This is a genomic window from Acidovorax sp. GW821-FHT09A11, assembly GCF_059418365.1.
On the sequence record NZ_JBWKPS010000001.1, the window covers coordinates 618,389 to 639,346 of the forward strand.

20 protein-coding genes are annotated in these 20,958 nt (G+C 69.7%); 10 read left to right on the forward strand and 10 right to left on the reverse strand.

The window, feature by feature from the left end; translation table 11 throughout:
- Positions 1–20: 20 nt before the first annotated feature.
- Positions 21–407, reverse strand: coding sequence for a hypothetical protein (locus AC07PV_RS02820; RefSeq protein WP_218295061.1), 387 nt, complete (start codon positions 405–407; stop codon positions 21–23).
- A gap of 257 nt (positions 408–664) precedes the next feature.
- Here AC07PV_RS02820 and AC07PV_RS02825 point away from each other — a divergent pair, with 257 nt between their 5' ends.
- Both AC07PV_RS02825 and AC07PV_RS02830 read left to right on the forward strand, forming a co-directional pair.
- Entirely contained in the window at positions 665–916 is a 252-nt protein-coding gene (locus AC07PV_RS02825; protein WP_218295062.1) for a GlsB/YeaQ/YmgE family stress response membrane protein, read from the forward strand.
- An 80-nt stretch (positions 917–996) separates the two neighbouring features.
- On the forward strand, positions 997–1,497 hold the full coding sequence (locus AC07PV_RS02830) for a hypothetical protein (RefSeq protein ID WP_218295063.1): 501 nt from the start codon (positions 997–999) through the stop codon (positions 1,495–1,497).
- Positions 1,498–1,513: 16 nt separating this feature from the next.
- On the opposite strand, the gene AC07PV_RS02835 is transcribed toward AC07PV_RS02830, so the two are convergent.
- From AC07PV_RS02835 to AC07PV_RS02845, 3 genes are all read right to left on the reverse strand, one after another.
- On the reverse strand, positions 1,514–3,223 hold the full coding sequence (locus AC07PV_RS02835; protein ID WP_492253190.1) for a tannase/feruloyl esterase family alpha/beta hydrolase: 1,710 nt from the start codon (positions 3,221–3,223) through the stop codon (positions 1,514–1,516).
- Positions 3,224–3,410: 187 nt separating this feature from the next.
- A complete protein-coding gene (locus AC07PV_RS02840; RefSeq protein WP_494629315.1) occupies positions 3,411–4,430 on the reverse strand; it encodes a Bug family tripartite tricarboxylate transporter substrate binding protein in 1,020 nt (339 codons plus the stop codon).
- Between the two features lie 68 nt (positions 4,431–4,498).
- A complete protein-coding gene (locus tag AC07PV_RS02845; RefSeq protein ID WP_218295066.1) occupies positions 4,499–4,975 on the reverse strand; it encodes a DUF3237 domain-containing protein in 477 nt (158 codons plus the stop codon).
- A gap of 147 nt (positions 4,976–5,122) precedes the next feature.
- Here AC07PV_RS02845 and AC07PV_RS02850 point away from each other — a divergent pair, with 147 nt between their 5' ends.
- Positions 5,123–6,055 (forward strand): helix-turn-helix transcriptional regulator, encoded by a 933-nt coding sequence (locus AC07PV_RS02850; RefSeq protein WP_492805233.1) that lies wholly within the window; start codon positions 5,123–5,125, stop codon positions 6,053–6,055.
- A gap of 26 nt (positions 6,056–6,081) precedes the next feature.
- Here AC07PV_RS02850 and AC07PV_RS02855 read toward each other — a convergent pair whose 3' ends face one another.
- Entirely contained in the window at positions 6,082–6,525 is a 444-nt protein-coding gene (locus AC07PV_RS02855; protein ID WP_492805235.1) for an Lrp/AsnC family transcriptional regulator, read from the reverse strand.
- Positions 6,526–6,660: 135 nt separating this feature from the next.
- Between AC07PV_RS02855 and AC07PV_RS02860 the strand changes: the two genes are divergently transcribed.
- The 5 genes from AC07PV_RS02860 to alkB all read left to right on the forward strand — a co-directional run bounded on the left by AC07PV_RS02860 (position 6,661) and on the right by alkB (position 13,422).
- Positions 6,661–7,569 (forward strand): DMT family transporter, encoded by a 909-nt coding sequence (locus tag AC07PV_RS02860; RefSeq protein ID WP_494629317.1) that lies wholly within the window; start codon positions 6,661–6,663, stop codon positions 7,567–7,569.
- A 50-nt stretch (positions 7,570–7,619) separates the two neighbouring features.
- Positions 7,620–10,463 carry a DEAD/DEAH box helicase gene (locus tag AC07PV_RS02865; RefSeq protein WP_494629318.1) on the forward strand — a complete coding sequence of 948 codons (2,844 nt, stop codon included), beginning with the start codon at positions 7,620–7,622 and terminating at the stop codon, positions 10,461–10,463.
- A gap of 247 nt (positions 10,464–10,710) precedes the next feature.
- A complete protein-coding gene (ada, locus tag AC07PV_RS02870) occupies positions 10,711–11,838 on the forward strand; it encodes a bifunctional DNA-binding transcriptional regulator/O6-methylguanine-DNA methyltransferase Ada (RefSeq protein WP_494629320.1) in 1,128 nt (375 codons plus the stop codon).
- Entirely contained in the window at positions 11,835–12,572 is a 738-nt protein-coding gene (locus tag AC07PV_RS02875) for a 2OG-Fe(II) oxygenase (RefSeq protein WP_218338621.1), read from the forward strand. Before ada ends, AC07PV_RS02875 begins: the two co-directional genes overlap by 4 nt.
- 157 nt (positions 12,573–12,729) lie before the next feature.
- Positions 12,730–13,422: a DNA oxidative demethylase AlkB gene (gene alkB / locus AC07PV_RS02880; RefSeq protein WP_494629321.1), complete on the forward strand. Its 693-nt coding sequence runs from the start codon at positions 12,730–12,732 to the stop codon at positions 13,420–13,422.
- On the opposite strand, the gene AC07PV_RS02885 is transcribed toward alkB, so the two are convergent.
- Entirely contained in the window at positions 13,419–15,278 is a 1,860-nt protein-coding gene (locus tag AC07PV_RS02885; RefSeq protein ID WP_494629322.1) for a DUF3592 domain-containing protein, read from the reverse strand. The genes alkB and AC07PV_RS02885 overlap by 4 nt on opposite strands.
- Before the next feature lie 291 nt (positions 15,279–15,569).
- Here AC07PV_RS02885 and AC07PV_RS02890 point away from each other — a divergent pair, with 291 nt between their 5' ends.
- Positions 15,570–16,082: an EVE domain-containing protein gene (locus tag AC07PV_RS02890; RefSeq protein WP_218338623.1), complete on the forward strand. Its 513-nt coding sequence runs from the start codon at positions 15,570–15,572 to the stop codon at positions 16,080–16,082.
- A gap of 18 nt (positions 16,083–16,100) precedes the next feature.
- Here AC07PV_RS02890 and AC07PV_RS02895 read toward each other — a convergent pair whose 3' ends face one another.
- A complete protein-coding gene (locus AC07PV_RS02895; RefSeq protein ID WP_494629324.1) occupies positions 16,101–17,909 on the reverse strand; it encodes a GGDEF domain-containing protein in 1,809 nt (602 codons plus the stop codon).
- Between the two features lie 300 nt (positions 17,910–18,209).
- Between AC07PV_RS02895 and AC07PV_RS02900 the strand changes: the two genes are divergently transcribed.
- Complete coding sequence (locus tag AC07PV_RS02900; RefSeq protein ID WP_494629326.1) at positions 18,210–18,608, forward strand: nuclear transport factor 2 family protein; 399 nt, start codon at positions 18,210–18,212, stop codon at positions 18,606–18,608.
- Between the two features lie 45 nt (positions 18,609–18,653).
- Here AC07PV_RS02900 and AC07PV_RS02905 read toward each other — a convergent pair whose 3' ends face one another.
- From AC07PV_RS02905 to AC07PV_RS02915, 3 genes are all read right to left on the reverse strand, one after another.
- Positions 18,654–19,292, reverse strand: coding sequence for an exosortase H-associated membrane protein (locus tag AC07PV_RS02905; RefSeq protein ID WP_492255349.1), 639 nt, complete (start codon positions 19,290–19,292; stop codon positions 18,654–18,656).
- Entirely contained in the window at positions 19,282–19,803 is a 522-nt protein-coding gene (xrtH, locus tag AC07PV_RS02910; RefSeq protein ID WP_218295076.1) for an exosortase H, read from the reverse strand. The genes AC07PV_RS02905 and xrtH overlap by 11 nt, the downstream gene beginning before the upstream one ends.
- 185 nt (positions 19,804–19,988) lie before the next feature.
- Complete coding sequence (locus AC07PV_RS02915; protein WP_218338627.1) at positions 19,989–20,942, reverse strand: class I SAM-dependent methyltransferase; 954 nt, start codon at positions 20,940–20,942, stop codon at positions 19,989–19,991.
- Positions 20,943–20,958: the final 16 nt, after the last annotated feature.

Here is a 20,958-nt window from a genome sequence, read left to right on the forward strand (position 1 = left end):
CGCAGGCGCCCTGCCTGCGGCTAGCGTTTGATCTCGTACACCGTCTCGGTGCTGCGGATCGGTCCCCCCACCACATTCACCGGGCCTATCGACGGGTCGCGCAGCATGGCCTTGGCCTTGGCCATGTCTGCCTGGTACGTGGCGCGTGCCTGGGATTCGCAGCTGCGGCGGTCCGCCGAGGGCATGGCCCGGCATTCCTCCAGGCTCACCTTCAACCCACCGCCGGCTTCGCGGATGGCGGTCTGGTAGCGCTGCTGGGGCGTGGTGTCCGGTACCGCGCCGCGGGACAGCGAGGCCTCGTCGCCACTTTGGGCCGCGGCGGTCGTGGGCCCCGCCAATGCCGCCCCCAGCGCGAGCACCGCCACAAACACCAGGGGGAAGGAACGGGTCTTGAAATTTGTTGTCATCGGTCTTCCTTTCAGTGGAGACGCTTCACTGTACGGCGCCGCCGGTCCCGCAGGCGGCAAGTACCCGCCGCGCCGTGGTGTCGGACGGGACCCACAGCCGACCCCTTCATGACGCCGGACCTCGCTTTCCACCCTCACCCGTGTCGGGAACGCGCGCCCCGCAATGGGACGCGCACAGTGCGCGTTGTCCGACAAGCTGGCGGCGCGCGCGCTCCTTAGAGTGGGCAGATCGCGTCGCAGCATGCAGGGGAAACATCATGGGAACATTGCTAGGAACATTGCTGGTGGGTTTGATGGTCGGGCTTCTGGCCCGTGCCCTGAAACCCGGGGAGGACAAACTCGGATGGATATTGACCGCGCTGCTGGGGGTGGCGGGCTCGTTTCTCGCCACCTATCTGGGTTTGGCGATGGGCTGGTATGCACAAGGGGAAGCCGCTGGCTGGATCGCGTCGGTCGTGGGGGCCATGCTGCTTCTGGCCGCGTTCACCCTCGTCAAGGGAAAAACCTGAAACGGCCGCTGAAGAATCTCCTTGCGCGGCCACGGGCGTTGCCCTTTGCCAACCACCACCGCATCAGGTACAACCCGCCCATGCCCACTTCCTTGCAAATGGCGGCCGGCAACGCGGCCCTCACCGCTGCCGTGCAGCGCAGCCGCAAATTGCTGCATCGGCGCGCATTGGTCGCGGCGGCCGCCAGTTCCCTGCCCGTGCCAGGGCTCGACTGGGCCGTGGACGCGGCGCTGCTGTCCCGCCTGCTTCCGCAGATCAACGCCGAGTTCGGCCTGTCCGCGCAGCAGATCGACCAGCTCGATCCGCACAAGCGCGAGCAGGTGCAGAAGGCCGTGGCCCTCGTGGGCTCCGTGCTGATCGGCAAGCTGGTGACGCGCGAGCTGGTCATCCGGGCCACTCAGACCGTGGGCGTGCGCCTGACCGCCAAGCAGGCGGCGAAGTACGTGCCGCTGGCGGGCCAGGCGGTGGCTGCGGGTATCGGCTATGCCACGCTGCGCTACCTGGGCGAGCAGCACCTGCGCGACTGCGTGCGCGTGGTGCGGGAGGTCGGCCTGCAGCTGCCCGCCCCCGCCCGCACCTAGCGTGGCCTGACCTCGCTTACTCCGCCGCGCAGACGAAGCTGCTGGCATCCTCCACGCTGCCCGAGCCCTTGTATTTGGCGAACTTCGGGTAGGCACACAAGGGCCGTGTGCGATTGGGCATGTCGGTACTGGCAGGCAGTGCCTTGGCGGCAAGGGTCTCGGGTGCCACGCCCTTCTCCACCCAGTCCACCATGGCCTGGATCGAATCGAAATTGTCCGTGGCCGGGCCGCCCGAGCAGTGGTTCATGCCGGGCACCAGGAACGTGCGCGCGAAACCCTGCGTGGCCGCGATACCTCCGTGGTGGGACGCCAGGCGCTCGTAGTAGTCCAGGGTGTCAAGCGCCGAGAAGATCGGGTCGGACATGCCATGGATGAACAGCATCTTGCCGCCGCGCTGCTTGAACGCGGCGAGCTTGTCGTCGCGGTACGTGTCGTAGATGGCCGAGTAGGCCTCCATGCGCGCGGGGTCGGTGTCGAAGTTGAACGTCAGCGGGTTGAACGTGAGGTCCGGCGGGGTGAGGAATTCGTTGACCAGAGCGTCCACCATCAGCGTGATGTAGCGCGCATCCGGCGTGGCGGTGGTGGAGCTGCCCAGCGTCCAGCTGCGCCAGCCCGGGGCGGCCAGGCCCGGGTCCCACGGCTGGCCCGCATACAGCGCCTGGCCGGCCGAGTTGCGCGGGCCCGCGAACACGCTCTTGAGCGCCCCGACCTGGGCGCTGCTCAGGCAGTCGGCCTGCTTGCCGCCGCGGCACTGGAGCACGGCGGGGTCGAACTGGCAGGCCTTGACGTTGTTCACCATGCCGTCGGCCACGCCATCGGCGGCATCGCACGACGCCTTCACGCCGTTGGCCACCAGCTGGAGGTCGGCATTGCTGAAGGCCTGCGACAGGATGCGCTTGCCCGCCGCGTCCTGCGGGGCGATGGCGTTGAACTGAATGGTGTTCCACATCGCCGCCACCGTGGCGCCGCTCGACACGCGCATGGCGGGCGCGCCGGCGGTGATGGCGTCGAAGTAGTCCGGGAACCGCTGCGAGAACATCATGCCCTGGCGCCCGCCGCCCGAGCAGCCCGAGAAGTACGAATGGTCGGGCCTGCGGCCATACAGGGTCGAGATCAGCGACTTGGCGGCCACGGCCGTCTTGTCGTAGGAGTTGTAGGCATGGTCGATGCGCGCTTGCGGGTCCGCCCCGAAGCTGGCCGAGGTGCCGCTGTGCCCCGCGTCGGTGGAGACCACCGCGAAGCCCTGCCCCAGCGGCGACGGCGTGCCGCCCGAGATGCTGGAGCTGAGGGAGGTGTCGCGCAGGATGCCGTCATTGCCGCCGCCACCGATGAACAGGAAACGCCCGTTCCATTGGTCCGGCAGGCTCAGCTGGAAGCCGATGGCGTAGTTCTTCCCATCGACGCCCACGCGGGGGTTGATGCTGCCCGTGACCACGCAGTGGCCGGGCAGGAAGGCGCCGGTGCTGGCGCCGCCCGGCCGCCTGGTGTCCGCCGCCACGTAGCTCGCCGTGAGCGTGGTGGCCGCGAGGCCCGCCTGGCTGGGCAGCGCAGCGCAGGCCGCCGCCGGGGTGGCGGGCTGGGCCGAGGCATCGCCATTGCCGCCGCCGCAGGCCGCCATCAACAAGGGCATGGCAAGCGCGGCGGGGACGACCTGGCGGCGCAGCCGGGATGGGCGCGCGGCCGTGGAGGCGGGTGGCAGCGCCCGCGAGGCATGGGCAAAAGGCATGGCGTATGTCTCCTGAGGTGGTGGGTGGGGTGTTTGTGCTGTGTGGCGCCGGGGATGCAGGGCGCAGCGCTGACAGGGCGCGGGTGCGCAGTGGCGCCGGCCGCCCGCGTGCGCAGGTGCAGGAGTGCTGGAGGTGGCCTGGGTGGGGCCTGAGCGGCGTCAACCGCTCTGCCGCGCTGTCAGCCCATCAATCCGCCTTGAAGCCCGTGGCGGCCACGGCCTTGCCCCAGGTGACCGTGTCGGCGGCGATGGTGCGGGCAAAGTCCTGCTGGCTCGTGCCCGTCACGCGGAAACCCGCCTCCTCCATCTTGGCCCGGCCCTCGGGCGACTGCACGGCCTTGACGATGTCGGCATTGAGCCTGGCGATGATCTCCGGCGGCGTCTTGGCGGGTGCCACGATGCCGAACCACGAGGAGAACTCCAGGTTGGCGTAGCCCTGCTCCTTGATGGTGGGCACGTCCGGCAGCGTGTTGGTGCGGGTGGCGCCGGTGGTGCCCAGCGCGGCCAGCTTGCCGGCCTTCACGTTGGGGGCGGCCAGGCCCACGCTGGCGAACACCCCCTGCACGTCGCCGCTGAACAGCCCGCCCAGCGCATCGGCCGTGTTCTTGTAGTGCACCGGCTCGGGCTTGAGCTTGACCGCATCGCCGAACATGAAGGCGCCAAAGTGGCCGGGCGTGCCCGCGCCGAAGGTGGCCAGGAACAGGCCCTTTTGCTGCTTGGTCCAGTCCACGAACTCCTTCACGTTGCGCGCCGGCACCTTCTGTGGATTGACCAGCAGCACGAAGTCGGAGGTGACCACCTGGCTCACGGCCGTGAAGTCCTTGGCCGGGTCGTAGGGCAGCTTGTTGTAGCTGCTGGGCGCAATGCTGAGCTGGCCCGTTTCACCCAGCATCAGCGTGTAGCCGTCGGGCGCGGCACGCGCCGCTTCGCCCGCCGCGATCAGCCCGCCCGCGCCGGGCTTGTTGTCCACGATCACGCCCGCGTTGCCCCAGCCTTCGGACAGCTTTTGCGCCAGCAGGCGCGCCACGATGTCCGGCCCCGTGCCCGCCGGAAAGCCCACGATGATGCGCACGGGCTTGCTGGGGTACGTGGCTGCCCCCTGCGCCTGGGCGCCGGCCCAGGGCATCAGCCCTGCGAGCATGGCGGCGGCCAGAAGGGCGCGGCGTGGCGTGGCGATGAAAGAGGTGGGCTTGGCGGTGGTCTTCATGGATGTCTCCAGGGTTCTTGTACGTTGGGAAGATTCAAAAATTCAGAAATTGCCCGGTGTGCCGGGCGCTAGCGCAGCTCAAAAAAGCGCATGGCCACCGCATCCGGGTAGCGCGCGCCGGTGCCGACGAACATGCGCTCGGCGATCCAGGCCAGCGCCGGGGACGCGGTCTCGAAGCTCGGGCTGCAGCGGAAATAGACTTGCGCCGGGTCCACCGCCTCGCCGCGCACCAGGCGGGCGATCAGCTCGGCCGGGCCGGAGCGCACGGCCCGGTTTTGTACGTAGATGAGATCGCCACCATCGGTTTCGAGCACGTAGCGGGCGTCCAGCTCCGACAGCCGGTCGTTCACGATGAGCTGGAAGTCCGCACCGCCGGGCAGCACCCGTGCGCGCCAGCCGTCGCCAGAGGCGCTGCCGCCCAGGATGGGAATCAGCCGGCGCAGCCCGTGCACGGTGTGGCCCACCTCCTGGGGGGTGCCGACCTCCACGCGCAGGTCGGCAAAAAATCTGAATTGCGGGTCGGGCAAGGGGATGAGGTCAGGCATGGGACCTAGCGTAAGTCCCGTTGCCACCCAAGCCTGTCATCCCAGAGGATGACGGGATAACCCGGGCTTTCGGCGACGGAATCGGGGGCGTTTTCAGCGCACACTCCACGCTTTCGGCAACGAACACTCCAATTTCCGACTTTTCCCATGCGGCAGTGGCTCCCCCCTTCCCTGCAGAAAGCACCCGGCCGGCAGGTGCTGCAAAACCCCGCCAGCGAGACCCTGGCGAGCATGGTCCACCGCCTGGGCGGCAACGGCTTTGCCAAAGGGCTTCTGCAGGACCTGGAGCCCGTGCTGCCTGCGGCCTCGTGGTCGGTGTACCGCACGGGCCACCGCTGCAAGCCCACGCTGTTCATGTCGGCCAGCCGGGGCGTGCCCGACACCACGCAGGATTGCTGGTGGGCGTACCTCTCGGGCCCCTACCGCAGCGATAGCACCTGGGGCCGGGCTTTTGATGAAGCACCGTTTGCCCAGCCCGAGACGCGGCTGTGCCACGTCACGGCCACCGAGGTGGAGGGCGAACACCGTGCCCGGGTGTATGAGGCCCACGGCGTGGCCGAGCGCGTGTCGGTGGTCGAATACGAAAGCGATGGCTCGGTGTTCGCCGTCAACTTCTACCGCCACCAGCACCAGCGGGCGTTCAGCGACCGGCAGATCGGCGCGTTCGAGTCCGTGGCGCCCGTGCTGCTGGCCCTCACGCGCAAACACATTGTTCTGTCGCACCCGTTTCCACCCACAGCCACGGCTGCCTGGCGAACAGAGGACAGCCGCCCAGGCCCGGCAACGTTGACCGTGAATACATCGGGCGCCCCCGCACTCCTGCCAGCCGGCGCCGCACTCGCCCCGCTGGCCGCCGATGGGCTGCCGGTGCTGCGCATGCGCCTGGTGCGCCTGCAGGCCGAGCTGACCGACCGCGAACTGGACGTGTGTGCCCGGCTGCTGCAGGGCATGACGCACGAGGGCATCGCCAGCGACCTGGGCCTGAGCGTGCCCACCGTCAAGACCTACCGCAACCGCGCCTTCGCGCGCCTGGGCATCCACTTTCGCAACGAGCTGTTTGCGCGGGTGCTGGGCGGATAGAAAGGGCCTCCCCCGCTCTCAAAATCTCAGACGCCCGGCGACCATGGCGGTGGCCGCCGCCGGATGGTCTGCGCCTTCACGATGGCCGTGCTCGTCTGCGCCTTGTCGGCAATGCGGTCCAGCACGCCGTCGAGCTGCTCGATGGAACGCACATACACCCGGGCGACAAAGCAGTCGTCGCCGGTGACCTTGTCGCACTCGCAGAACTCCGGCGTCTCCTGGATCAACTTCTCCACCGCCGCCAGCTGGCCCGGCAGCGGCTTGATGCGCACGATGGCCTGCAGCTGATAGCCCAGCGCGCGCGGTTCGATGTCCACCGTGAACGCGCGGACCACCCCGCGCTCTTCCAGCCGCCGCAGCCGCTCGGACACGCTGGGTGACGACAGCCCCACGCGTTCGCCCAGCACCTTGAGCGAAGTCCGGGAGTCCTGGTGCAGCACGGTCATGATGGCCTGGTCGATGGAATCCATGGCAAGCAGCTCCTCAGAATCAATGGTTGCCTCAGATTATGAGGATTTATTGAGCAGATGCCTTTTTTCATCCATTCCACGCACGGGCCCGTTTTCCTATAGTCATTCCATCAACTCACGGATGGAATGACACCCATGGACAAGAAAACCCAAGGCACGCTGGAGATGGGCACCGCCATGGCGATCTCCGGCACGATCGGCTGGTTTGTCGTGGAATCCGGCCTGCCGGCACTGAACGTGGTGTTCTGGCGCTGCGTGTTCGGCGCGGCCACGCTGGCGGCCGTGTGCGCCGCCATGGGCCTGCTGCGGGGTGTACTGACCTGGCGCACGGCAGCGTGGGCGGCCCTGGGTGGCGTGGCCATCGTCACCAACTGGCTGCTGCTGTTTGGCGCGTATTCGCACGCTTCCATTTCGATCGCCACGGCGGTCTACAACACCCAGCCCTTCATGCTGGTGGTGTTTGGCGCCCTGCTCTTTGGCGAGCGCGTCACCCCGGCCAAGCTCGGCTGGCTGGCCCTGGCATTCGGCGGCATGCTGCTCATCGTGCAGGCCCGGCCCGGCGCGAGCCAGGGCGGCACGCACTACGCGCTGGGCATCGTCATGGCACTGGGGGCCGCCTTCTTCTGGGCGGTGGCCTCGGTGGTCGCCAAGCGGCTCACCGGCACGCCGCCCCACCTCATCGCCCTGGTCCAGGTCTGCGTGGGCGTGCTCCTGCTGGCGCCGTTTGCCAACCTGGGCACGCCACCGCAGGATGCCCGCACCTGGCTGCTGCTGGTCACGGTGGGCGTGGTGCACACGGGCCTCATGTACATCCTGCTGTACGGCGCCGTGCAGAAGCTGCCCACCTACCTGCAGGGCGCGCTGTCCTTCATCTATCCGGTGGTGGCGATTGGCGTGGACTTCGCCGCGTTTGGCCACCGCCTGCAGCCGGCCCAGTGGCTGGGAGCTGTCGCCATCCTGCTCGCCGCGGCCGCCATGCACCTGCAGGGCAGCCGGCCCCGGGCGACCACCACACCGCAGGCGGCGGCACAAGGCGCCAAATAGCGCCGCATCCCGCCAGGCCCAGCCCATGGGCACGGCACAATCACCGGCCAGTGACACACCCCGGTGACCTCCCTTCTCCCGCCGAGCCGCCCGCGCCGCCGCGATCCGACCGCCAGGCGGTGATCGCCGCCTGGGTGGCCGCCCTGCGCCGCCAGGCCGATGCAGCGGCACTGAAGGCCCTGCCCCCGCTGACGGACGCCGAGGCCGCGCGCGTGATGGCGCTGATGCGGGGCGACGAGACCGGCACGGAGACCGCCACGCCGCCCGCCGGGCGCACCGCGCCACCGCCCGGCATCGCCACCGGGCACTTCCGCCCGCGCATCACGCTGATGACGCTGGGCCGGGGCGACGGCCTGCTGGGCCTCAAGCCCCAGGGCAAGATGGGGCCGCGCGGCGACAGCGTGACGCTGGCCCAGATCGACTGGACCTACCGCACCGACGACACGCCGCCGGGTGCCATCGCCTGGCAGGCGCCCGCCCCCACCTCCATCCTCAACTCGCGCCCCGCCCCGCTGCAGGATCTGTACGACACCGGCGGCCCCGTGGTGCGCATGCAGCGCGACGTGGCGGCCGAGTCGGACGCCATGGACCTCGTGTGGGATCTGGGCCTGTTGCCCGTGGACGCACGATCGCTGCAATGGCGCAACCGCGATGCCGCCGCCAGCCTGGGCCCGCTGTGGACGCTGGCGCAGGAGGCCTTCTTTGGCGACTTCTGGGCCGAGCAGATCCCCCAACTCCGCGCCAGAGGCTGGAGCGTGGTGGTGCAACCGGGCTTCGCGCACGAGAGCGTGCCCGTGTTGCGCTGGAAGCTGCACATCGCCCCTGACACCGGCGAACTGCTGGGCAAGGAAGTGGACGGCCCGCTGGCCCCGCGCGAGCGCCCCGTGCAAAAACTGCAGCTGCCCGAGCGCGAAGGCGCCTGGCTGCTCAGCCTGGGCATCGAGATCGACGGCGAAACGCTGGACCTGGCCCCCATGCTGGCCGACCTGCTGCGCCGCGACGCGCGCTGGCTCAATGCCCGGCAGATGGCCTCCATTGACGACATTGCCATCATTTCGCTGCGCGCCCCGGGCGGCAAACGCATCGACGCGCCCGCCGGCCCGCTCAAGGCCATCGTGGGGGCCATGGTCGACCTGCTGACCGACCCGACCCGCAACCAGCGCAAGGACGGCGACCCGCTGCACCTGGGTGCGTGGGAGGCCCGCCGCATCGAGGCCCTGCGCGCCGGGCTGGTGCTGGCCCACCGCGTGGGCACGGTCAATGGCTGGAACAACGACTGGCAGCTGCAGGGCGACGTGGGCCTGGCCCTGCTCGCCAAGCGGTTGCGCACCATCGGCCCCCCGCAAGCGGTGGCTGCACCGCAAGGCCTGCAGGTGCAACTGCGCCCCTATCAACTGGAAGGCCTGGCCTGGCTGCAGTACCTGCGCGCCCAGGGCCTGGGCGGCATCCTGGCCGACGACATGGGCCTGGGCAAGACCGCGCAGGCGCTGGCCCACGTGCTGGCCGAGAAGGAGGCCGGGCGCCTCACCCGCCCCGCCCTGGTGGTGCTGCCCACCTCGCTGCTCTTCAACTGGCAGGCCGAGGCCGCGCGCATGGCACCCGGCCTGCGCGTGCTGGCGCTGCATGGCGCCAGCCGAGGCCAGCGCTATCTGCAGATGGCCGACCACGACCTGGTGCTGACCACCTACCCGCTGCTCTGGCGGGATGTGGAGGCGCTGGCCGCACAGCCATTCCACCTGCTGATCCTGGACGAAGCGCAGATGGTGAAAAACGCCGGCAGCCGCAGCGCCCGCGCCTTGCGCCAGCTGCAGGCCCCGTACCTGCTGTGCCTGACGGGCACTCCGCTCGAAAACCACCTGGGCGAGCTGTGGGCCCAATTCGACTTCCTGATGCCCGGCTTTCTGGGCGATGTGCGCAGCTTCAACGCCCGCTGGCGCAAGCCCATCGAGGAAAACGGCGAAACCCTGCGCGCCCAGCTCCTGTCGCAGCGCGTGCGCCCGTTCATCCTGCGCCGCCGCAAGCAGGACGTGGCCACTGAGCTGCCGCCACGCACCGAGGTCATCCAGCGCGTGCAGTTGCAAGGCAGGCAGCGCGAGCTGTACGAGGCCGTGCGCACCACGGCCGACAAGCAGGTGCGCCGCGCGCTCGAGCGCCAGAGCTTCGACGGCGCGCAGATCACCATCCTCGACGCCCTGCTCAAGCTGCGCCAGGTCTGCTGCGACCCCAGATTGGTCAAAGGCACCACAAAAACGGCGCAGACGATGGAACGCGCCAAGCTCGAACTGCTGGCCGACATGCTGCCCGCCCTGGTCGACGAAAGGCGCCGCGTGCTGGTGTTCTCCCAATTCACCGAAATGCTCGCGCTGGCGGCCGAGCTGCTCGACACCCTGGCCCTGCCCTACCTCACCCTCACGGGCCAGACACCGCCCCGCCAGCGCGGCGCGGTGGTGCGGCGGTTCCAGGCACGGGACGCAACCAGCGCCCCCATCCTGCTCGTCAGCCTCAAGGCCGGGGGCCTCGGCCTGAACCTCACCGCCGCCGACACCGTGATCCACCTCGACCCCTGGTGGAACCCCGCCGTGGAAGAGCAGGCCACCGCCCGCGCCCACCGCATCGGGCAGGACCAGCCGGTGTTTGTCTACAAGCTGGTGGTGGAAGGCAGCATCGAAGAACGCATGCTGGAACTGCAGGCCCGCAAGGCCGCGCTGGCCCAGGGCGTGCTGGGCCACGACGCCGAAGGCGCGGTCAAATTCAGCGAGGCCGACCTGCACGCCCTGCTGGCGCCCCTTTCCGAACCAGCCAACAACCCGCTGGGCATTCCGGGCGAGGACGCGCTGCGCTGGGGCGGCACGGGCAAACGGCGCCCCCGGCCGCTGCAGCCGCCCGAGGCTTGAAGGTTTTTTGGCTGTCAGCGCTTGTCCAGCAAGCGCCAGCAGCTATCAAATTGAAAGCAGTCCGGGCCCTGTGCCTGCCTGCCCCGAAAATGCAGAATTCAAAAGCAAGCAACGGAGTGCGCCCCGCCCACCCCGTCCCTAGAGTGCATGGCATCGCAACCCACCTTGTGAGCCATCCGCCATGAATCCGAACTCCGCCCACCTCCACGCGAAAGCCCCGCCCCTGCATTCCACCCGCGTTGCCACCATGCCCCACCGCGCAACCCCCTCCGCCAAGGCCGCACAGGCCGCTGCCGCCACCCAGGCCGACCCGCGCTGGGCGGCGGTGGTGGCGCGCAGCGCGGCGGCGGATGGCAGCTTCTGGTACTCGGTGCAGACCACGGGCGTGTACTGCCGCCCCAGTTGCGCGGCGCGCACGCCCCGGCCCGAGAACGTGCGGTTCCATGCCAGCTGCGACGAGGCTGAAGCAGCCGGATTTCGCCCCTGCCAGCGCTGCAAGCCCCGGCAGCCCTCGGCGCTGGCACACCATGCCGAGCTGGTCACGCAGGCCTGCCGCATCATCGAAGCCGAAGAAGCCACCACGCTCGATGCGCTGGCGGCCCGCGTGGGGCTGAGCAGTTCGCACCTGCACCGCGTCTTCAAGCAGGCCACCGGCCTCACGCCCAAGGCTTACGCCGCCGCCCGGCGGGAGCAGCGTGTGCGCAGTGCCCTCGAGCAACAACCCACGGCCTCCGTGACAGACGCCATCTACGGCGCGGGCTACCAGTCGAGCAGCCGGTTCTATGAGAAATCCGCCCAGGTGCTGGGCATGACCCCCACGCGCTACCGCGCGGGCGGCGCGGCGCAGCGCATCCGCTTTGCGGTGGGGCAGTGCTCGCTGGGCGCGATCCTGGTGGCGCACAGCGGCCAGGGCCTGTGCGCCATCCTGCTGGGCGACGACCCCGAAGCCCTGGTGCACGACCTGCAGGACCGTTTTGCCCAGGCCCAGCTGGTGGGCGGCGATGCGCAATTCGAATCGCTCGTGGCCCAGGTCGTGGCCTTTGTCGAAGCGCCCGGCCTGGGCCTGAACTTGCCGCTGGACGTGCGGGGCACGGCCTTCCAGCAGCGCGTGTGGCAGGCGCTGCGTGCCATTCCCCCGGGGCAGACCGCCAGCTATGCCGACATCGCCCGGCGCATCGGCGCGCCCACCGCCACCCGCGCCGTGGCGCAGGCCTGTGGCGCCAACACGCTGGCGGTGGCCATACCGTGCCACCGGGTGGTGCGCAGCGACGGCGCGCTCTCGGGCTACCGCTGGGGCGTGGAGCGCAAGCGGGCGCTGCTGGACCGCGAAGCCGGCGCCGCCGAACCAGCACACGCGCGGGAGAAGGCCGCATGAGTGCCCTGCCCCAGGACACGCACCCCTGGCCTGCCCGCGTGGCGGCCCTCGACTGGGCCCAGGCCACCGACGACCTGCACACGCAGGGGCATGCGGTACTGCCTCGGCTGCTGGGCGAGCACGAATGCACAGCGCTCGCGGGGCTGTACCGCCACGCCGGCCCGCCCCTGTTCCGCAGCCGCGTGGTGATGCAGCGCCATGGTTTTGGCCTGGGCGAGTACCAGTACTTCAGCTACCCGCTGCCGGACGTGGTGGCCGGGCTGCGCGATGCGCTGTACCCCCATCTATGCCCCATCGCCAACCACTGGAACGCCGCCATGGGCATCGATGCGCGCTACCCGCCGCGCCATGCCGACTTCATCGCGCGCTGCCACGCGGCGGGCCAGTTGCGCCCCACGCCGCTGCTGCTGCAGTACGCGAGCGGCGACTACAACTGCCTGCACCAGGACCTGTACGGCGAGCACGTGTTCCCGCTGCAGGTGGCCATCCTGCTGTCGGAGCCCGGCCGCGACTTCACCGGTGGCGAGTTCGTGCTGACCGAGCAGCGCCCGCGCATGCAGTCGCGCGCCGAGGTCGTCCCCCTGTGCCAGGGCGATGCCGTGGCCTTCGCCGTGCACCATCGCCCCGTGCAGGGCACGCGCGGCGTCTACCGCGTCCACATGCGCCACGGCGTGAGCCGCGTGCGCTCGGGGCAGCGGCACACGGCGGGCATCATCTTTCACGATGCTGCATAGCGATGCTCCCGCTGAGGCGCCTTCGGGGCCTTCACCCCTCTCTCGCTGCGCGGGAGGGGCCGCGCCCGGTGGCCTGGCGGAGCCAGTTCCACGGGCGCGCTCGCCCGGATCGCGCCCGTTGCACCGGGTCGGGCCATCACGCTAGAACCATGAATCCATGAACCTCGGTCTTTTTGATGAACTGCCCGCCACGCCCCAGGGGCCCGAATGGCTGGAGTCAGGCGCCGTGGTGCTGCGCGGCTTTGCCCTGGCGCAGGCGGCGCAGCTGCTGCAGGCCGTCGAGGCGGTGGCGGCCCGCGCACCGTTCAGGCACCTGGTCACGCCCGGCGGCAAGCGCATGTCGGTGGCCATGACGAACTGCGGGCCGCTGGGGTGGATCAGCGACCGCAGCGGCTACCGCTACGGTCCCACGGACCCGCTGACGGGCGAACGGTGGCCGCCCATGCCGGAGGTTTTCCATGCGCTGGCCCGCGAGGCCGCCGGGGCGGCGGGCTACCCCGGCTTCGCGCCCGACGCCTGCCTCATCAACCGCTACAGCCCGGGCACGCGGCTGTCACTCCACCAGGACCGCGACGAGGGCAACTACGACCACCCCATCGTGTCCGTCAGCCTGGGCATCCCGGCGGTCTTCCTGTGGGGTGGCGCGCAGCGCACGGACAAGGCCCGCCGCGTGGGGCTGCTGCATGGCGACGTGGTCGTGTGGGGCGGCCCGGCGCGCCTGCGGTTCCATGGCGTGCTGCCGCTGGCCGAGGCCGCGCATGCGCTGACGGGCGCGCAGCGCATCAACCTCACCTTTCGCCGGGCGCGCCAGGAACCTGGGCCGGTCTCTTCAGCAGGCGGCGCTGCCTAGCGCGGGTACCCCGTCTGCGACGCGATGGAGGCCAGCAGGTGGTCGGCCGCCGCGCGCCCGCGCAGGCTGTCGGCCACGGTGAGCCGCTTGCCGTTGCGCAGCTCCACCTCGATGCGGTAGAAGGTCTCCTGCCGCGCCCCCGTCTGGGTGGAATAGCTTTCGGCCACCCGCAGCCGGGCGATGTCCGTGGCGGGCGCCTGGTGGTGGACCAGCATGAGCCCCAGGAGCCGCCGCTCGGTGCGGATGCCCCGGCCGTCCAGCTCCACGCTGAGGCTGTTGGCCACCGCGTAGAAGCCGCCCACCACCGCCGCCCCGCCCAGGCCGCCGAAGGCGATGAGGAAGAGCACCGGCACATCCTGGCCGCCCGCCAGCGCGGCAATGCCCACGAACACCGCCCCGGCGAGCATCCAGACGATGGTCTGCTTCCAGGCGCGCCCATACGGCAGGTACAGCCGCACCCCACCGGGAATGCGCTCCAGCTCGCTCACCGCGGCCACCTCGGCGTGGCGCATTTCCCGCAGCTGCGGATGCTGCGCCGCGTCCGCGCGCGCCCCGTGGGAAGTCGCACCGGTGGCGTACACCGGCACGTCGAACACACGCAGGAACCTGAGCCCGGGATCGGCCGATTCCACCTGCAGCCGCCATGCGTGGTGTTCGCTGTCCACCGGCTCCGTGGCGGGCAGGCCCGCCGGCACCCGCAGGCGCAAACCCAGCTGGATGCCATCGCCCCGGGGCTCGACCTGGGCCACGCCCTGGCTCTGCCATACCGTGGTTTCGCGCGACTCGCTCTTGCCGCCAGTGCGGCTGCGGTAGTGCCGCACGCAGCTGAGCGTGACCGCGAAGTGCTGCTGCCCGGGCCGGTGCGCCACGGGCAGCGCGAGCGTGGCGCCAAAATCGCCGCCGATGGCGCCTGGAAACGGGTCCAGCACCAGCCGTACATCGCCAAAGCGCCAGGCATCCAGCGTGGCCCGCACGGCCCACACCAGCGTCGCGACAGCCGCCAGCAGCAGGGCCCCGAACACGGCCACCAGCAGGTACTGGGGGCCGTCCAGCGCCTCGTCCCGGTGGGCGATCGCGGACGGCCATGCGATCGCATTGCAGACCAGGGCAAATGTCCATGCGACCCACACCTCATAGCGCTTGTTCGACCGGATGCTGTTGCCCGCCCAGGCCGGCCGCCCCATCCAGGGCTGGGCCGATGCCTCCAGCGCCTGCGCGCCGCGCCCGGCGCGGAGGCCGCGCCATGCGCCATGGAGCATGCCCAGGCCCACGCCGCCGAACAGCACCACGAACAGCATCTTGAACAGCTGCATGCCCGGGCGCAGGCTGCGGTCCAGCACGGCCTCGTGGGGGTTCGACGGGTTCACCCAGGCCTGCACCGGCTGGCCCTCGCGCTGGGCGGCCTCCAGGCGTTCCCCCAGCTGCTCCTGGAAGTCGCCGATGTTGTCCGCGCCGGACCCAATCGCCACGCGCTGGCCTTGATAGTCCCGGCCCCCCACCTGGTAGCGGTAGCTGGCCGACACGCTGTAGGTGGTGGACTTGCTGCCACGCGAGGTCTCCAGACGCGCCGACACCAGCGTGGCCGGCACCGGCTGCCAGCCCTGCATGCGACCCCAGTCGTACAGCGTGGGCAGCACGCCGAAAAGCAGCATGCCCACGCCCACGGCGGCAAAGGGCAGCGCGAACAGCGCCATCGCCCAGGTGCCGGACTTGCCCCCGCCCTTGCGCGCCTGGGCCTCGCGGTGCTTCTTTCTCTGGGTGTTGCTGGTGGCCATCGGTGTGCTGATGACGTGGCGCATGGTGGCCGGGGCCCTGCCCGCCACCGGCAGCGTGGCGGGCAAGGCGCGGCCGGCCACGGCGTCACGTCCTCCTCCCTGTGTTCTTGTGTGCTGGAAAAATTTGCGCCTCCCGTGCGCTGGCACGGCCTGGACGGGGGCCGCGCGGCGCCCGGACGGGGGCAGGCCTGATTCTGCGACCCGCCGCGCGCACGCGCAATGCATGTGGGGTAGTTGTCGTTTTTTGAATCTTTCAGGGCCCTGGCGCTTCATGGATATGCGTCGATAGCTACATATTCGATAGCAAAAGTACCCTTGCCCCGGCAGCCCATCGGGGCACCAGGGCGAATCGGCCTTTGCCAGAATGGCGCCATGACCACGCCCACCGCATCCCACCGCGCGCCCCGCTACTGGCTCATGAAGTCCGAGCCGGACGAGTGCTCCATCGACGACGCCCTGGCCGCCCCGGACGCCACCGTGCCCTGGACCGGGGTGCGCAACTACCAGGCGCGCAATTTCATGCGCGACGAGATGCACATCGGCGATGGCGTGCTGTTCTACCACTCCAGCTGCCCGGAACCGGGCATCGCGGGCATTGCCCGCGTGGCGTCTTCCGTGCGGCCCGACCCCACCCAGTTCGATCCGCAATCGCCCTACCACGACCCCAAATCCCCGCCGGACAAGCCGCGCTGGCTGCTGCTGGACGTGCAGGCGGTGCGCAAGACACGGCTCGTCAACCTGGCGCAGCTGCGGGCGCGCCCCGAACTGGGGGAGATGCGGGTGCTGCAGCGGGGCAACCGCCTGTCGATCACGCCGGTGGAGCCTGCCGAGTGGAGCCTGATCCTGGAGATGCTGGAGCCGCGCGCGGCGGCCCGCCAGGGGTAGCGGGAAACGGCCCCGGGGCTACCCTGGCGGGAGTGGCACGGGTACCGGCCCGTCTTGCGGCACCGGCGCCATGGGCGCCGAGCGCACGCAGTTGCGGCCGTCCGCCTTCGCGCGGTACAGCGCGGCATCCGCCCGTTCCACCAGCTGCGGCCATCCGGCCTCGCCCCGGTAGCCGCACGCCACGCCAAAGCTGGCCGTGACGCGCAGCGCGGTGTCCTCCGCCGAGGTGAAGGTTTCCCGCTCGAGCGCCTGGCGCAGCTTCTCGGCGATCACGAGGGTCCCGGCCATGTCGTCCCCCGCAACCAGCACCGCGAACTCCTCCCCGCCAAAACGGGCCACGATGTCGTTGGAGCGCAGAACCGTGCGCAGCAGCCTGGCGACCTGGATGAGCACGCGGTCGCCGGTGGGATGGCCGTGGGTGTCGTTGACGGCCTTGAAGTGGTCGATGTCCAGGAGGATGAGGCACATCGGGTCCCCCGCGCCCCTTCCGGCCCGCTGGGCCTGCGCGTGCCCGTCGAGCGCCCGGCGGTTGAGCAGCGAGGTCAGGCCGTCCGTCTCCGCCAGGCTCTTGAGCTCGTTGGCCATGGACGCCCGCTCCCTGAGCTTGCCCTGGAGCACCTCGATGGCGCGAAAGAGGCCGGTGACCTCGCCCGCGGCCGTGGGGTGCCCGTAGGGCACGGCGGGCCGGTCTTCGGCCAGCCGCAGGACCGCCGCGTGGGCATGGAGCAGCGGGCGGAAGACGCGGGCCCGCACCGAAAGAATCAGCCACACCAGGATCGCGAAGATGGCGCCCGTCACGACCGCCACCGCCGCCAGGGTGGCCAGCGCCGCATCCCTGTTGTGCTCGGACCGCTTGACCGCCGCGTCCAGGAAAACGCTGCGGTAGGTTTCAATCGGCCGCATGGTCGGCACGTAGCGCTCGGTGAACTCGGTCGCCGACATCGTGTAGCGGGCGCCCGGGCGTCCTTCGGCGATCAGCCGGTCGATCAGCGCAAAACCATCGCCGAAGTAGCCGCGTTCGATCTCTTCGCGGGTTCTTGCCAGCGTTTCATTGTCATGCAGCCCCCCGTGGGCGCCGATCACCTGCCACAGCGCCCTCAGTCGCCCCTGCGTTTGCCGGCTCTCGATGATGTTCTTGAGCGGCAGGCGCTGCCCCAGGGCGATGGGCGCCATGATCTGCGAGGCGGCCCGTCCCCCATAGTCCCGGAAGTCATTGAGCATCTGGCCGATCAGGACGGGAGAGGCCAGGCTCGCGTCGTGGTGCAGGATCTCGTTGGCCTGCCAAGCGATGATCGCCTGGACTTTGTCGGACGCCTCGAACATGCCCTGGATGGCCGCATCCAGCTCGTCCGGACGCAGCGAGGCCAGGGGCACCGCCGCCGCCTCGTCGACCTGGCGCCGCGCCCGGGCCAGCTGCTGCGTGACACCCTCCAGCAACGCCGGCGGCACGGGGTGGTGGTGCAGGCCCCAGCGCGGCGGCTGCGGCTGCGCCAGCGCCGCCAGCGCGGCGTCCACCCGGGACCGCAACTGTGCCAGGCGCCGGGTTCCCGCGCTGTCGGGCGCGGGCGCTTCGGACATCACGACATTCGCGGGCCCCCGCTCCGCCGCGACCAGGGTGGCGATATCGAGAACGCGCCGGAAATGCTGGATGTCGTGCAGCCCCTGCCGCGCCATCTCGAATTCGTGGAACGTCGGCACCACGATCGTCAGCGCGAGCAGCGCCGTGGCGAGGATCGCGATCGCGACATGGATCGACAGCCTCGTGTTGAAGCTGCGCTCCGGCGACACCGCGGGGCTGGCGTCCTGCGCGGTGTCCGCCGCGTCCATGGCGCCCGCCGCGCCCTCTCCTTCTTCTTTTTTCTCTGTGGAAAACAGTGGAAAGAACAGCTTGAACCTCCTGGAGCCCCGAAATTGCACCCATTGCGCGCAGCGGCATGCCGCCCGGCTGCCAGACTAGGTTACCACCTGCAACCAGAGGCCCAGGGGGGTGATACCCGCAGGGCCCCGCCCCACGGCATGCCGGGCGCCGGTAGGAACGTGCTGACGGCCGCCTGCTTTCCCGTCCGACATCCGGCGGGCCGGCCGGCGCGCAGTGTGGTCCCTTTCACCACCACTTAGGAGCACGACATGCGCACGGCAAGCAATGAGCTCATGCAGCTAGAAAGGAAATTCTGGCAATCGATGGTCGACGAGGACACGGACACCGCCCTCGCCATGCTCGATGAACCGGCACTGATGGTCAGCAGCCACGGCGCCATGCAGTTTGACCACGCCACCTACCGGCGGATGGCGGAACAGGGCCCGATGGTGATCAAGTCCTTCGAGCTGAGCAACATGAACGTGCTGTTCCCCGACGACAACACGGCCGTCCTGACCTACCACGCGCGGCAGGCCCTCACGCCCCGTGGAAGGTCGGAAGAAATCAATCAGGAAATGACGGATTCGTCCGTCTGGACGCGCAAGGACGGCGAGTGGCGCTGCGTGATGCACACGGAAACACCCGTGGACGCCCGCCCGCAGCACTGACCTCCCCGCCCGGGCCCGCCGCGCAACCGGCCACGGCCGTGCGGCCTACTCAGGTTGCTGGGGTTGCTGGGGTTGCGGCGGCTGCTGGACAGCGACCGCCGCGCGCGCCTGGGCGTGCAGCTTGGCCAGGAACTCCCGGTCCAGCAGCAGCCACAGCATCACCGGGGCCAGCGCGGTGAAGATGAACAGGTTGAAGTGGTAGAGGAACGCCACCACGTCGGCCACCCACCCGGGCAGCCCCGTCTGCACGAACACCTCGCGCCCGGCGCGGTTGAAGGCGTCGTTGCACCACTGCAGGGCGACGTTGACCGCCTGGATCGGCAGCATGGCCACCGAGCCGATGAGCAGCTTTCGCACCCAGCCCCGAGGAAACGAGGCAAGCAGCAATGCCCACAGGATCACGATGCCGTAGCCCAGCAGGCGGTAGTCCACCACGGGGGCGAGCTTGCCCGAGCGGAACTGGCCGTTTTGCACCGAGACCACCTTGAGCGTGGTGTTCAGCACCCCGGTGGTCTCCTTCTGGGTGTAGCTCAGCGCCCAGTGGAACACGGCGGAAGACGCCTCGCCCGCCATGAAGAACACGGGCTTGGAGAGTTGCGGCGACAGGTAGTACCACAACGGCATCAGGCACAGCAGGCTGCCAATGGCGACCAGCAGGAAACGTCCGACCGAACTAAGCTGCATTGGCGAGGGGGGGTTGAGGGGGTGAGGGAGGTTGTTGCCGGGCGATCCAGCGGATCCAGAGCATCCAGACCACCAGCACATCCAGCATGATGAGCGCCTGCCAGAGGTACAGGTGGGCAAACTCGAACACGGTCATGTTCCACTTGCCCAGGTAGTACAGGCTGATGATGCGCAGCAGGTTGACGGCCTGCACCGCCGCGATGCCGATGGCGATGCCGGCGAGCTTGTGCTTCCAGCTCGAAGGAAACGCGATCATGCCGGCGATGAGGATGATCGCCGCCTCCACCCCGTTGCAGCCCGCCTCGATGGACACCGCGAAGCCCGTGGCCTTGCTCATGAGGATGCGGCCGTGGTGCGCCACGTCGGCATCGAGCGGGGTCATGAGCGCCGCGCTGGCGGTGGCTAGCAGGCTGGTCCAGGGCTCGATGGCGACCCGTTGCACCTCGTCGAGCATGTCGATGCGAAAGAGAACCGCCAGCACCACGATGAAAATGAGAAAGAATCGGACCATACGTCGATGAGAAGAACCTGGTGAGGCGCACCAGCGCGCCAGGATTGCGGCAGGCGGCGAGGCCATGAAAATGCGGGCCCGTTCACTCGGGCGCCGCAAAGAATATCAGAAGCCATCCCAAATCCACAAAGCCCGAATGGCATGGGCATGGCGTTGGTCCCCGGCGCATATCCCGGAGACGGCGCTTAAAGGTCCGGCGCCGCGTACACCAGCACCTTGAGGGCGCGTTCCGGGTCCACGTCCGCAAATGCCGCCGGGTTGTCCACCCTCTCCACGAACGACAGCCCGGGCGCCAGCGCCTGCATCTGCTCCCGCAGGAATCCCTCGCCCAGCTCCGGCGCGTTCAGGCACAGCAGCGCGTGTCCGCCGGGCGCCAGCAGGTCCGGCAGGCGGCGCATGAGGCGGGCATAGTCCTTCGTGGCCACGAAGCTGCCCTTCTGGTAGCTCGGCGGGTCCACGATGACCAGGCCATACGGCCCGCTGCGGGTGATCTTGCCCCAGCTGCTGAAGATGTCGTGCGCCAGAAAGCTCGCGCCCGTGGCGATGCCGTTGAGCTGGTGGTTCTGCTGGCCCACGGCGATGGCGCCATGGCTCATGTCCACGTTGACCACCTGCCGCGCGCCCGCCTGCAGCGCCACGACCGAGAACGCACAGGTGTAGGCAAAGAGGTTGAGCACCTTCAGGCCGTAGCGGTCCGCGCCGCGCGCGGCGGCAAAGTCGCGCACCCAGCGGCGGCCGCCGGCCATGTCCAGGAACAGGCCGTGGTTCTGCCCGCGCAGCACGTGCACGCGAAAACGTGCGCCGGCCTCGGTGACCGCATGCGGGTCGGGCACGGCGCCCGCCATGAGGCGGGTATCGCTGCGGCCCTCGGCGCGCAGCGCCTCGCCCCGGTGCTGGAACACCCAGTTCAGCGGCTGGCCATCCGGCGCGATCAGCGACCACCGCGCCTGCAGCGCGGCGCCAATGGCGTCGAGCGCTTCCTCGGTGGCCGGGGCAAAGCTGGTGAGTACAAAAACGGGCGGGTACACATCGAGCACCCATTGCTCGCAGCCCGGGTGCAGCCCGCCCCGGCCGTGGAAGATGCGCTGGGCATCGGTGGGCAGGGGCATCGCGGCGATGGCGTCGAGCAGGGCTTGCATGGAGAAAAAAGGCTTC

Bases quoted from the DNA above. Each gene is read 5' to 3' on its own strand.
- AC07PV_RS02820 (WP_218295061.1), bottom strand. From the start codon at position 407: ATGACAACAAATTTCAAGACCCGTTCCTTCCCCCTGGTGTTTGTGGCG.
- AC07PV_RS02825 (WP_218295062.1), top strand. From the start codon at position 665: ATGGGAACATTGCTAGGAACATTGCTGGTGGGTTTGATGGTCGGGCTT.
- AC07PV_RS02830 (WP_218295063.1), top strand. From the start codon at position 997: ATGCCCACTTCCTTGCAAATGGCGGCCGGCAACGCGGCCCTCACCGCT.
- AC07PV_RS02835 (WP_492253190.1), bottom strand. From the start codon at position 3,223: ATGCCTTTTGCCCATGCCTCGCGGGCGCTGCCACCCGCCTCCACGGCC.
- AC07PV_RS02840 (WP_494629315.1), bottom strand. From the start codon at position 4,430: ATGAAGACCACCGCCAAGCCCACCTCTTTCATCGCCACGCCACGCCGC.
- AC07PV_RS02845 (WP_218295066.1), bottom strand. From the start codon at position 4,975: ATGCCTGACCTCATCCCCTTGCCCGACCCGCAATTCAGATTTTTTGCC.
- AC07PV_RS02850 (WP_492805233.1), top strand. From the start codon at position 5,123: ATGCGGCAGTGGCTCCCCCCTTCCCTGCAGAAAGCACCCGGCCGGCAG.
- AC07PV_RS02855 (WP_492805235.1), bottom strand. From the start codon at position 6,525: ATGGATTCCATCGACCAGGCCATCATGACCGTGCTGCACCAGGACTCC.
- AC07PV_RS02860 (WP_494629317.1), top strand. From the start codon at position 6,661: ATGGACAAGAAAACCCAAGGCACGCTGGAGATGGGCACCGCCATGGCG.
- ada (WP_494629320.1), top strand. From the start codon at position 10,711: ATGCCCCACCGCGCAACCCCCTCCGCCAAGGCCGCACAGGCCGCTGCC.
- AC07PV_RS02875 (WP_218338621.1), top strand. From the start codon at position 11,835: ATGAGTGCCCTGCCCCAGGACACGCACCCCTGGCCTGCCCGCGTGGCG.
- alkB (WP_494629321.1), top strand. From the start codon at position 12,730: ATGAACCTCGGTCTTTTTGATGAACTGCCCGCCACGCCCCAGGGGCCC.
- AC07PV_RS02890 (WP_218338623.1), top strand. From the start codon at position 15,570: ATGACCACGCCCACCGCATCCCACCGCGCGCCCCGCTACTGGCTCATG.
- AC07PV_RS02895 (WP_494629324.1), bottom strand. From the start codon at position 17,909: ATGGACGCGGCGGACACCGCGCAGGACGCCAGCCCCGCGGTGTCGCCG.
- AC07PV_RS02900 (WP_494629326.1), top strand. From the start codon at position 18,210: ATGCGCACGGCAAGCAATGAGCTCATGCAGCTAGAAAGGAAATTCTGG.
- AC07PV_RS02905 (WP_492255349.1), bottom strand. From the start codon at position 19,292: ATGCAGCTTAGTTCGGTCGGACGTTTCCTGCTGGTCGCCATTGGCAGC.
- xrtH (WP_218295076.1), bottom strand. From the start codon at position 19,803: ATGGTCCGATTCTTTCTCATTTTCATCGTGGTGCTGGCGGTTCTCTTT.
- AC07PV_RS02915 (WP_218338627.1), bottom strand. From the start codon at position 20,942: ATGCAAGCCCTGCTCGACGCCATCGCCGCGATGCCCCTGCCCACCGAT.